This window comes from Kitasatospora sp. NPDC002543 (genome assembly GCF_053594915.1).
Map to the genome: position 1 here is coordinate 89,270 of NZ_JBSFWR010000019.1, position 12,061 is coordinate 101,330.

The window sequence follows — 12,061 nt, forward strand, 5'->3', positions numbered from 1 at the left end:
TTCCGCGCCACCGGGTGACCGTTCCGGGAGCGCTTTCTTCACTCCACCCACACGCGGCCACCTGCTACCCCGTTGAACCCGCGAACGGCCGTCGGCGTTCCCCGCGCGCCCGCGCTCCGCCCGCACACACCCGGGCGCACGCAGATCCTCCGCACAAACGATGCCGAATCGCTATCACTCCGGCCCTTGCCGGGCACAGGACACTGGGAAGGTGTCAGCCATGCACCTGACCAACAGCACGACCAACCTCACTGCGCGTAACCGCAGTCTCCTTCGGGACGCCGCGCTCGCGCTGGGCTGTGCCGCGCTGTTCAGCCTGCTGGCGGTCCTGGTCACCGGCCACTGGCGCCCGCTGGCCCGCTTCGACCAGGAGTGGATCGGCGAGCTGCACACCTACGCCCGGGGGCACCGGATGTGGACCGCCTCGGTCCAGACGCTCTCGGACATCGGCGGCACCACCACGATGCGCCTGCTGCTCGGCATCGCCGCCGGGTGGCTCTGGTTGATCGGCGCCCGGGTGCTGGCCGGCTGGGTGGCCGCCCAGACCCTGGTCGGCTGGGGCGCCCAGTGGGCGCTGAAACTGGCCTTCGGCCGCAGCCGCCCCTCCTTCACGGATCCCGTCTCGCACGCCGGCGGCCCCGCCTTCCCCTCCGGGCACGCCATGGCCTCGGCGATCACCTGCGCCGTCCTGGTCGGCCTGCTCTGGTACCGGGTGCACCGGCGCGGCCGGACCGCCGCCTGCGTGGTGGCGGCGGCGACGGTGCTGACCATCGGCTGGACCCGGGTCGCACTCGGCGTGCACTGGCCCAGCGACGTCCTGGCCGGCTGGCTGGCCGCCGGGATCGTGCTGGGCGCCGTGACCGCGGTGATCCAGCTCTGGCGACCCGGCGCACTCGCCCGGGACGTACGGCGGGTCAACTGGCGCACCAGGCCCCGGGTGCAGCGGGTCGTCGTATCGGCCGGACGGTCCTCGCGCACCACCGCCCCGCACGACGACGAGGCCCCGGCCGACCGGGCCGACCGAGCCGACCGGCCGGACGGGAGCGTCCGTTGACGGCGGGAACGCCCGTTGACGCTCCGTCATCGGGAGCGCATAGGGTGACGGCCGTGTCCGATACCCTCGCCCCCGGTTCCCCCGCCGCGTCCGTACCGGCCCCCGGTTACCCCGGGCGCCCGCTGCGGATCGCCACCGTCCAGGCCCGAGCCGTGGCCGGCGACATCCCGGCCAACGCCAAACAGGCCGCCGGACTGATCCGCGAGGCCGCCCGGGACGGGGCCCGGCTGGTGCTGTTCGCGGAGAAGTTCCTCTCCGGCTACGAGCCCGAGCTGATCAGCTCCGACCCCGTCGCGTACGCGGTCCGGCCCGGCGATCCACGCCTGGCGCCGATAGCCGAGGCCTGCCGCGGGACCGGCACCGCCGCGATCGTCGGCGCCGCCGTGCACGACGGACCCGACCTGCGCATCTCCGCCCTCGTCTTCGGCCCGGACGGCGGCTTCGTCACCCGCTACGACAAGCAGCACCTGTTCAGGTCCGAGCGCGACTACTACCGGCCCGGCACGGCCGGCTGCACCCTGGAACTGGACGGCTGGCGACTCGGCCTCGGGATCTGCTACGACTCCGGCTTCCCCGAGCACGCCCGGGCCGCCGCGCTCGACGGCTGCCACGCCTACCTGGTCGGCGCGCTGTTCTCCAAGGGCAACGGCCACCACGAGTCCCGCACCTGGTTCCCGGCCCGCGCGCTCGACAACACCCTCTACACGGTGCTCGCCAACCACATCGGCCGGACCGGCAGTTGGGACACCTGCGGCGGCAGCGCGGTCTGGGGCCCGGACGGGCGGCTGATCGCCGAGGCGAGCGAGGACCGGCGGGAACTCGTCGTCCACGACCTCGACCCGGCCGTCCTGCGCGCCACCCGTGAGTCCGATACCCTCCTCGCCGACCTCGCCCGCACCGCCGACAGCCCGCCCACGCCGCGGGCCCGGTTCACCCTGGGCTGAGCCCCGGCTCCGGCCGGAGCCGCCCCCGCCCCGGGCCGGACCAGCAGCCCCGCCCTCGGCCCCCGGCCCGGTGCGGCCCGCCGAGGGCGGCCCCGTCAGGAGGCCCGCATCGCGGCCACCGCCGTCATCCGGCCGACCCGGCGGGCCGGGAGCACCGCGGCGGCGAGGCCGACCAGGACGGTCAGGGCCAGGGCGGCCAGGATCGGCAGGAGCGGCGGGGTACCGACGGTGCCCAGTGTCGAGGTGATCGAGCGGGCGGCCGTCCAGCCGTAGGCGACGCCCAGCACGGTCCCGACCAGGGCGCCGGCCAGGGAGAGCAGCAGTGCCTCCAGGGTGAGCATCCGGCGCAGTTGCTCACGCGACATCCCGATCGCGCGCAGCATGCCGATCTCGCGGGAGCGTTCGCTGATGCTGAGCATCAGGGTGGCCGCGACGCCGAGGCCGGCGATGGCGACGGAGAAGGACAGCAGGGCCATGCTGACGGTCTTCAGGCGGTCGAGCAGGACGCGCAGGGTGTCGGCCTGGGCGGCCGTGTCGGTGACGGTCAGTTGCGGGTGGTCGGCGAGGGCGCGGTCCAGGGCGCGTCGGGCGGTGGGGCGGTCGCCGCCCGCGGCCGGGCTGATCCAGGCCGTGGTGACGGCTGCGCCGGGGGCGAGGCGGTCCAGGGTCGCGGGCGTCACCAGCAGGGTGGCATCGGTCTGCAGGGTGAACGGCAGGCTGCTGCGGCCGGGTTGGAGCCGCAGCTCGACGTCGCCGGCCCGGCGCGTCCCGGTGTCGCCGAGCCCGCTCAGCGCGCCGCCCCCGGTGAGCGCGCGGGCCCGGTCCACGTCGTCGGTCGAGGAGTTGAGCCGGGTGGGGTCGACGGCGGCGACCACGGTGGGCCGGCCGTCGAGGTCGACGGTGGCCGACCGGACCGGGGTGACGGTCAGTCCGGGCTCGGCGCCCAGGGCCCCGAGCGCCCCGGCGGGCAGGGCGCCGCCGCCGGTGACGGTCGCCGAGAAGACACCGGGCTGCCGCGCGGACACCACGGGCACCAGGGAGCGCGAGGTGAGGTCCAGCGCGGTGACCGCACCGACCATCACGGTCACGCCGAGCAGCAGGGCCGAGCCGGTGGCACCGGTGCGGCCCGGGTTGAGCCGCAGCTGCTGGGTGGCGAGCCGCCCGGCCGTACCGCCGAGCCTGCGGGCGGGCCGGCCGAGCAGGCCGACGACCGCGGGGAGCACCCGGTGGGAGAGCCGCAGCACTCCGAAGAAGTTGGCGATCGCCCCGACGGTGACGGCGAGCAGCGACAGCGGCGGCGGGGTCACCGCCCCGGCCACCAGCAGCGCCGTGCCCGCGAGCAGCAGCCCGGTGGTCCACACCGCGGCCCGCGCCCGGGCGGCCCCGTCGGCCGGAGCGGCGGTGCCGCCGAGCGCGGCGATCGGCGGCACCGCCGCGGCGGCCTTCGCCGGGCCGCGGACGGCCAGCAGGGTCAGCAGCACCCCGAACAGTCCGGCCAGCAGGCAGGTCAGCGGGGAGGGCATCAGCGACAGGTGCACCGGTCCGAGGTCGAGCCCGCCGATCACGGCGGTGCCGAGCGCGCCGAGGCCGACCCCCAGCAGCACGCCCGCCGCCGAGGCTCCCACCCCGAGCAGCAGCCCCTGGCGGCGGATCAGCCGGCGCAGCTGCTGCCGGTCGGCGCCCACGCAGCGCAGCAGGGCGAGTTGGCGGGTCCGCTGGGCGAGCACGACCGTGAAGGTGTTGCCGACCACCATCCGCGCCACCGCGAGCGCGATCAGGACGAAGGAGAGCGCGGCGATCAGCACCACGCCGTACATGGTGCTGCTCTGCCGGGTCGCCTCGGCGACCGAGGCCTCGTGGGTGTGCACCTGGGCGCCGGTGCCGAGAGCGGCGCGCAGGGCGTCGACGGTCCCGGTCCGGGAGGCGTCGGGGGTGACCCTGACGTCGATCCGGTCGGTGGTGACGCCGGTCGCGTAGTCGGCGACCGCACTTGCCGGGACGCCGATGATCGGGACTCCGGCGAGGCTCGGTGCGCCCCGCTCGTCCAGGGTGCCCACCAGCCGGGCGGTGGCGGCGCTTCCGTCGGCCCGGGTCAGGTGGACCTCGGCGCCCACGGCGGCGTCCAGCCGGTGCACCGTCCCGGTGTCGAGCAGCACCTCGCCGGGGCCGGCGGGCCAGCGGCCGTCCTTGAGCAGCTGCCAGCGCAGCGCCGGGTCCTCGGCGACGGCGCTGACCGCGGCGGTGCGGTCGAGCGGCCGTCCGTCGGCGGCCAGCACGGCGCCCTTGCCGGTCAGTCGCGGGGCCGCCGAGGCGACTCCCGCGGTCTGCCGGATCCGCTCCGCGGCGGCCGGGTCCAGTCCGCCGGCTCCGCCGGCCGTGGCCTTCGCGGTCACCTGGATGTCGGCGGGCCCGACCTCGGCCGCCGCGGTCTGGCTGTAGGAGTCCACCAGCGCGCCGCTGCCGCTGACGGAGGCGATCAGGAAGGCCACCCCCAGCGCGATCGCGGCACCGCTCAGGAGCAGTTGGCGCAGTTGGCCGCGCAGCTCGGCCACGGTGTATCGGTACGTCGTCATGGTTCCCCGGCTCGTCCGCCCTGGCCGGGAACGGTGCTCCGGCAGGGGTCTCGTCGAGCCTAGGAGGGGGGTGGCCGCGAGCCATCGGCACGAGGTCTGTTTCATGATCACACCGTGGACGGACGGTCGTGCTCCGCCGCCTCCTCCTGGAGGAGTACGCCGCCCCTGACGCCGCCCGCCCCGGGTGTGCCGACGGCCGCCCGCCCCGGGGAGGGACGGACGGCCGGTTCGACGGGCCTGGTGCGGCGTCAGCTCGTCTCGTAGCGGCCGAACACGTCGATGATCAGGTTGGTCGGCGACCAGCTCCGGTTCCAGACGTCGATCGTGTCGGTGTTCCTGAGGCTCGCCTGCACGAGGTTCGACACGGTGGCGCCCTTCTCCCAGTTCAGGACCGAGGAGTCCGGCGGCGTCGGCCGGACGGCCTTGCCGGAGCTGTAGTCGGCCGCCCGGTTCGGGTCCGGGGCGACCGAGAGGTGCCCGCCGCCCTGGGTGTTGGTCACCGTCACGTTCATGACGACGGAGTCGAACGAGCCGAAGATCTGCGGAACGTAGTGCCGGTAGTAGTTCTGCCCGGTGACGCCTCCGGTGCCCCAGGTCCGGTCGTCGAGCTCCCGCGTGGGCTCGGTCGGCATGTAGGCGGCCCTGCCGTCGGCGCTGTAGTAGCCGGTGACGTCGACGATCACGTCCGCGCCGGACCAGGAGCCGTTGCGGACGGTCACCTTGCCGTCCGGGCCGACCGGCACGATCACCGCGTTGGCCACCGTCTGCCCGGGCTCGAAGTTCAGGTTCGACGTGCCCGGCACCCGCCCGCCGCTCGGCGAGACCGTCAGGTGGCCCGAGCCCTGCGGGTTCGTCACCGTGACGTTCAGCGCCACGGCCGCCACGCCCTGGGCGGGGAGCCCGCCCTCGCCCGCGACCTGGAGGTCGAAGGTGCTCTGGCCGGCGGCCGGCCCCTGCGCGGTGCCCCTGCCCTCGCGGGTGTCGGCGATCCGGGCCGGCTTCATCGAGGTGTACCCGTTGGCCGCGGTCCTGCTGAAGTAGCCCGTCACGTCGGCGATCAGGTCCAGCGGGCCGCCGCTGCGGTTGACCAGTTCGACGCACCCGTCCGCGCCGACCGGCACGATCGCCAGCGTCGGCACCGTCCGCCCCGCCGTGAAGTTCACGTTCGAGGTCGTCGGCTGCTTCGTGCCGGACGCGTACGCGATGACGTGCCCGTCCGCCACCGCGTTCGTCGCGGTGAGGTTCAGTGCCACCGCCGTCACCCCGGCCGGGATGCCGCCGTTGCCGGCCACCTTCACCTTGGTGGTGCCGAACGCGGCGACCGCGCCGGCGGCCGGGGCCCCGGTGCCGTCCCGGGTGTCCAGCAGCCGGGTCGGCGCGTACGGGGTGAACTCGGAGCCGTCCACGACCACGTCGAAGGTGGTGGTGTCGGTCAGCTTGCCGACCGGCTCGGTCGCCGTGACCGTGACCGTGTGGGCACCCGCCTTGGCGAACGTGTGCTTGAGGTACACGTTCTCCCCGGGCATGCCGAACTCCAGGCCCTCGGGGGTCCCGTCGCCCCAGTCGACCGTGTAGTTGATGACGGCGTACTTCAGGTCGGTGGAGACTCCGGCCGCCATCCCCATGCCGTGCGCGTTGGAGGTGGACGAGCCCGTGAACACCCGGAAGTACGGTGCGGCGGCCGCGGCCTTCGGCGCGGTCTCGGCCTCGGTCCTGGCCTCGGCCCCGGCGGCGGCGTCCTTCGCGGACTGCTCGGTGGCGGCCTCGACGGCCGCCTCCTGCCGCTCGGCCGCCTTCTGCTGCTCGGTCGTCCCCTTCGCGGCCCCGGCGGCCGGGGCGGTGGCGTCCGCGGCCCGGCCCGGGCCGGTGGACGGAGCGGCCGCCTGCGCCGTGGCGGGTACGAAGCCGACGACTGCCGCGACGACGGCGGCGGAGATCATGAAGCGGTGACGGTGCACCGGCCCCCCAGTACTTGAACGAGTTCAAAAAGCCTGGGCCAGAGCCTACCCGAGCAAAGGTTCGGACCCGATGGAATATTCGGCCGCCTCCCGACGGGAGGAGGACGGGAGGCCCGGACCGGCCGGACCGGGCCGGAAAGCGGCACAGGCCCCCCGCCCGACGCGGGCGGAGGACCTGTGACCTGCGTGTTCGCTGTGCCCCAGACAGGAATCGAACCTGCGACACCGGCTTTAGGAGAGCCGTGCTCTATCCCCTGAGCTACTGAGGCACGGCCTGAGTGCTACCAGGCCGTTCACAGCGTACCGGATCCGGGCTGGGGCGAGGGGTGACGGCGGGGGTGCGGGCGGCCGATGGGGCGTCAGGGCGGGTCAAGTAGCCTGCCGGGCAGGGTGGGATCCGCCCGGGCCCCCGCGCTAAGGAGACGAAGGACCCGATGAAACCTGCTGTGCGCCCGGTGGGTCGGCTGTTGGGGCAGGTGTGGGTGTGGCCCGTGGTGGTCATGCTGGCCGTGGGCGGGTACCGGCTGGGCACACCGGACCTGTGGCGGGACGAGATGGCGACCTGGACGGTGGCCACCCGCTCGCTGGACGACATGCTGCGGCTGCTCCAGCACGTCGACGCCAGCAACGGCGCGTACTACCTGCTGATGCACGGCTGGACGGCGGTGTTCGGCGACTCGACGGTCTCGCTCCGAATACCCTCCGTGCTGGCGATGGCCGGGGCGGCGGCGTTCGTGTCGCTCACCGCGCGGAAGCTGTTCGACAACCGGGTGGCGGCGGTCACCGCCGGCCTGCTGCTCGCGGTGCCCCCGGAGATCTCCCGCTACGCCCAGGAGGCGCGCTCCTACGCGCTGGTGACCTGCGCGATCGCGGCGGCCTCGTACTTCCTGCTGCGGGCGCTGGAGCGGCCGGCCTGGCGGCGCTGGGCGCCGTACTGCGTGGCCATGGCGCTGGCCGGCGCCGGGCACCTGGTCTCCTTCAGCACGGTCGCCGGGCAGGTGGCGCTCCTGGCGCTGCACCTGTGGCGCACCCGCCCGGAGGCGGACCGGCGGCTGCTCTGGCAGTACCCGCTGGCGGTCGTGGTGGCGGCGCTTCCGGTGCTGCCGGTGGTGCTGCTGGGCAGCCGGCAGTCCGACCGGCAGCTGGGCTGGATACCGACGCCCTCCATGCGCGGCCTCGCCTACTTCGGCGAGCGCCTCTTCGGCTCGGACCTCGTGTTCTACTCCTTCGTCCCGCTGGCGCTGCTCGCGCTGGCACTGCCCGGCCGACGGCTCCGGGCCTGGCAGGCGCTGCTGCTCGCGGAGCTGCCGGTGGTGAGCGTCTGGCTGGTGTCCCGGCTGACCGACACCTCGTACTTCCTCGGGCGGTACCTGCTGTTCACGGTGCCCGCCTGGGCGGTGCTGGCCGGCGGCGGCGCCGGGGCGGTGTACGGCGCGGTGGCGGCCCTGGCCCGGCGGCGCGGCCGGGCGCCCCGCGCGGTCGTCGCGACGGCCGGGCTGCTGACGGTCGGGCTGCTCGCGGTGCCGGCCGTGGCAGCGCTGCCGAAGCAGTCCACCGTCCGGTACGTGGGCTCGCACAACGGCTCGGAGGAGCCGTTCAAGGCGGCGGCCCGGGAGATAGCGGCCGGCTACCGCTCCGGGGACGGGCTGGCGGCCCCGCTGGGCGACCAGTCCTGGGCGATGGCCTGGCCGGGTGTCAGCTACTACCTGCCCGCGGACGTCGCCCCCTTCCCGGTCTTCGTCGCGCAGAGCGCCGACGACGCCGAGGAGCTCTGGCCGACGCCCTGCGCGCAGCCGGTGGACTGCCTGGGCGGGGTGCCCCGGATCTGGCTGCTGGTCCTCGGCGACACCCAGGACCCGCTGGGCGCGATGCCGGGGGACCAGGCGGAGGCGCTCCGCGCCCAGTACGGCGACCCGGACCGGGTGACGCCGCTCGGCGGCCTCACCCTCGCCCTGCTCGACCGGGACGTGTAGGCGCCGGGGCAAGGAGAAGGGGAGCCGGTGCGTACCGGCTCCCCTTCTCCTTGCCTCCGTGCCTCGGCGGCTCAACGCCTCACAGCGTGCGCAGCAGCCGGGACTGGATCGACGGCGGGTTCAGGTCGGACTGGAGGGCCACCGGGACCTCCGCCTTGTCGTCGCCCGAGCCCACCCGCAGCACGCCGACCTCCTTGCCGGCCGGCTCGCTGTGGCCCATCTTCGCCGACTCCAGGGTGACCGTGCCGGAGATGCCGGGGAAGCCCGCCACCACCAGGTCCTTGGTCGCGACGACCGCGACCTTGCGGCCGAGCCCGTCGTCCACCGAGCCGACGACGTCGCCCTTCTTCACCACGGTCTGACCGGTCACGCCGTTCTGCGCGGCCTGGATCTGCTTGCCGCTGACCTTGAGCACGCTCTCCAGGATGCCGTCCCCCGGGGCGAGCACCGCCGGCGGCTGGCCCAGCGTGACGCCCAGGATCATCCGCTTCACGCCGCCGATCTCCTTGTACGCGGCCCACATCAGGCAGCCGCCGGCCGGGGTGCTGGAGCCGGTCTTGACGCCGATGACGCCGGTCTTCGGGTTGATCAGGTTGTTGGTGTTGGGGATCTTCACGTTGTTGAAGTTGGTCTCCGGGGTGGAGACGATCTGCCGGAAGATCTCGTCCTGCATGACCTGCTCGGCCAGCTTCAGCTGGTCCTTGGCGGTGGACTTGGTGTCCGCGTTGAAGCCCGCCGGGTCCGCGTAGATGGTGTTGGCCATGCCGAACTTGCTCGCGGTGTCGTTCATCAGCTTGACGAACTCGTCCTCGGAGCCGGAGTGGTAGCGGGCGAGCAGCCGGGCCACGTTGTTGGCCGAGGGCAGCATCAGCAGTTCCAGCGCCTGGTACTCGGTGAGCACCTGGCCCTCGGTGAGGGTCACCCGGGACTCGTCCTTGTTCCCGGACTCCTGCGCGGCCTGCTTGTCGACGGTGATCTTCGGGCCGCTCTCCCCCTTCTTCAGCGGGAACTTCTGGAGGATCAGGTAGGCGTTCATCACCTTGGTGACGCTGGCGATCGAGGCCGGCGTCTCCTGGCCCGAGCTGCCGAGGCTGCCCACGCCGACCACCTCGGCGGCGGACTGGCCCTTGGCCGGCCAGGCCAGGTCGAGCGCGTCGCCGGAGAAGCTGAAGCTGCCCGCGGCGGTCATCCTCAGCTTGGGGTCCGGCAGCGGACGCAGCAGCTGGGCCACCGCGAGCGCGCCGAGCACCACGGCGAAGAAGACCGTCCAGATGGTCACCCGCTTGAGGGCGCGCCGCAGCGGCGAGACCGGGCGGGCGTTGAGGGAGGCCAGGACCTCCATCGCCTCGGCGGTGTTCTCCGGCGACGGCAGCGGCTCCGGGGCGGGCAGCGGCTCGGGCTTGGGCAGCGGTGGGACCGGCGGCACCGGCCGCGGGTCGGGCTCCGGCAGCGGCTTCGGGGCCGGTCGGGGAGCGGGGGTCGGCTTCGGCAGCGGCGCCGGGCCGGGGGTCGGCTCGGGCTCGGGGAGGGGCTTGGGCTTCGGCTCCGGCACGGTGCCGGACGCGGGGACGGCGGCCGCGGCGCGCAGCGGCGCGGGCTTCTCCAGCTTCGCGCCCCGGCCCGGCTGCTTGTCCGGCTTCCGGCCCGACGGCTGACCAGGCTGCCCGGTCTTGGTCAGCGCGAGGGTCACGGCGCCCTTCGCGGGGGCGTCCTCGGCGGCGGTGTGCCCGGCGTCCGCGGTCTCCTCCGGGTCGCCCTCCGTCCCGTCGGCCTCGGCGGCCGCGTCGTCAGCCGTCGCCGCTTCGGTCTGTCCTCCGGCCTTCCCGACCGACTCGTCGGCCGGCTTCCCGGTCGGCTTCCCGGCCCCCGCGGAGGCGGAGGCGGAGCCGGTCTCCCCCGACGACTCGGCCGCCTTCTCCCCGGCCTTCCCGGCCTTCCCCGCCACCGCGCCGGCCGTCCGGATGGCGAGACGGGGGTCGGCGGCGACCGGACGCGCGGCGGGCTCGGCCGCCTCCGCGGTGTCCGGCGAGGACTCCTTCTCCTTGTCCCCACCTTCGGAAGTGCTCTCGCCGGCGGGCTTCACCAGCGCCTCGGGCAGCCGCAGCGCGGTGGTCCTGTCGTCCACCGGCAGCCGCAGCATCGTCGTCCTGCTGTCCACATCCCGGACGCGGAGCTCCACGGTCAAGCCGCCCTTGGGCGTCTCCGCGGGAGCGTCGGCGGCCGGCTCCGGAACCGTCTCCGGAGCCGTCTCCGGGCCCGTCCCGCCGGAGGTCTCCGCAGGAGCGTCCGGGGAGGCGTCGGCGGCGGAGGTCCCGGAGGTCCCGGAGGTCGCCCCGGCGGCGCCGGGGGCTGACGCGCGGTCGGCTGACGCACGCTCGGCCGATGCGCCCCGGCCGCCCCCGGCGGCCTCAGTGGCGGCCTCGGCGGCGGCCCCGGCAGCGCCGGCCGACGCACCGGTCCGTTCGCGCTCGCGGTCCCGCTGCCGCTCGTCGCCGTCCCTCAGCACCCTGTCGGGGGACTCGCCCACGTATCCCAGCCTCCTCAACGCCCGGCGGGGCACCGGCGAACCCGATTTCGGGAAGCCGACGCCCCGCTCCGTGTACCTGTACAGTCTCCGCCACCGTCGGCCGATCCGGCCGCGCACACCCCGCCCGACCGGCGCTTATTGTCGGCGCCCGGCCGCACCGCGGTCCGTTCACCGGTCAGACGCCGGGCCCGCCGCCGCCGGTTCCGCGCCTTCACCGCAAGGTCACGATTCGGAGGCGTACTCGACAAGCCCGTGTGAGAGGCGTCACCCTGTCTCTCATCCACGCGGGGAGGCTTGGATGGGCAAGAGCCGCAGAACTGTTCCCGAGGAACTCTTGCTGCTCGCTTTGGACCCGACCACGGGTACCACGGCGCAGCCGCAGACCCTCGACCTCGGACTCGCCGGGGCGCAGCTCGTCGAGCTGTCCCTGGCCGGACGGATCGTACCGGAGGGAGACCGGATCGCCGTCGTGCTCGCACGGCCGACCGGCGACCCGACCCTTGACCACGCACTGGAACTGCTGCGCCGACGCGGCAGTCCGGTCCGCGCGGCGCACTGGATCGGCGGGCCCCGGCTGGGGCTGCGGCAGACGTACCTGGCGCACCTGGAGCGCTGCGGCATGGTCACGGCCGTGCCCGGCCAGGTGTGCGGGGTGCTGCCGACGACCCGGTACCAGGCGTCCGACGACTGCACCAACGCCGCGATCAAGCAGCGGCTGGACACCGCGATCCGCACCGGCGTCCCGCCGGACCCGCGGACGGCCGCGCTCGCCGCGCTCGCCCACTCGGTCGGGCTGGGCAAGCACCTGTACCCGGGCAACGAGGGCCGGTCCTCGCGGTCGCGGCTGCGCGACCTGATCCGGTACGACCCGCTGGGCGGGATGGTCGCGCACGCCGTGATGGACGTGCAGAACGGCCTGCCGGCGCAGCAGAACCGTTCTTCCCAGGGTTCCGGGGCCGCCCCCGGCCGTACGGGCGCCAGTGGTCGCCGATCCACACCGACGGCAGCGAGTCCTCGACCGTCATGGTCAGC

General features: G+C 74.6%; 7 protein-coding genes and 1 tRNA gene. 4 read left to right on the forward strand and 4 right to left on the reverse strand.

Features of this window, described 5'->3' with window-relative positions; genetic code table 11:
- Positions 1-220: 220 nt before the first annotated feature.
- Positions 221-1,054: a phosphatase PAP2 family protein gene (locus tag ACWD4P_RS11580; RefSeq protein WP_359828533.1), complete on the forward strand. Its 834-nt coding sequence runs from the start codon at positions 221-223 to the stop codon at positions 1,052-1,054.
- A gap of 53 nt (positions 1,055-1,107) precedes the next feature.
- Positions 1,108-1,998, forward strand: a complete 891-nt coding sequence (locus tag ACWD4P_RS11585; RefSeq protein ID WP_449779435.1) for a carbon-nitrogen hydrolase family protein — start codon at positions 1,108-1,110, stop codon at positions 1,996-1,998.
- Between the two features lie 95 nt (positions 1,999-2,093).
- Here ACWD4P_RS11585 and ACWD4P_RS11590 read toward each other — a convergent pair whose 3' ends face one another.
- From ACWD4P_RS11590 to ACWD4P_RS11600, 3 genes are all read right to left on the reverse strand, one after another.
- Positions 2,094-4,571 carry an FtsX-like permease family protein gene (locus ACWD4P_RS11590; RefSeq protein WP_449779436.1) on the reverse strand — a complete coding sequence of 826 codons (2,478 nt, stop codon included), beginning with the start codon at positions 4,569-4,571 and terminating at the stop codon, positions 2,094-2,096.
- Between the two features lie 248 nt (positions 4,572-4,819).
- Positions 4,820-6,511, reverse strand: coding sequence for a PKD domain-containing protein (locus ACWD4P_RS11595; protein ID WP_449779437.1), 1,692 nt, complete (start codon positions 6,509-6,511; stop codon positions 4,820-4,822).
- A 214-nt stretch (positions 6,512-6,725) separates the two neighbouring features.
- Positions 6,726-6,798, reverse strand: a tRNA-Arg gene (locus ACWD4P_RS11600).
- Between the two features lie 165 nt (positions 6,799-6,963).
- On the opposite strand from ACWD4P_RS11600, the gene ACWD4P_RS11605 reads away from it, so the two are divergent.
- Positions 6,964-8,502, forward strand: a complete 1,539-nt coding sequence (locus tag ACWD4P_RS11605) for a glycosyltransferase family 39 protein (protein ID WP_359828539.1) — start codon at positions 6,964-6,966, stop codon at positions 8,500-8,502.
- A 79-nt stretch (positions 8,503-8,581) separates the two neighbouring features.
- Here the strand turns inward: ACWD4P_RS11605 and ACWD4P_RS11610 are convergent, their stop codons facing one another.
- Entirely contained in the window at positions 8,582-11,029 is a 2,448-nt protein-coding gene (locus ACWD4P_RS11610) for a D-alanyl-D-alanine carboxypeptidase family protein (RefSeq protein WP_449779438.1), read from the reverse strand.
- Positions 11,030-11,327: 298 nt separating this feature from the next.
- Here ACWD4P_RS11610 and ACWD4P_RS11615 point away from each other — a divergent pair.
- Positions 11,328-12,061 (forward strand): GOLPH3/VPS74 family protein (locus ACWD4P_RS11615; RefSeq protein WP_449779439.1); only part of this gene is annotated, 734 nt, incomplete at its 3' end.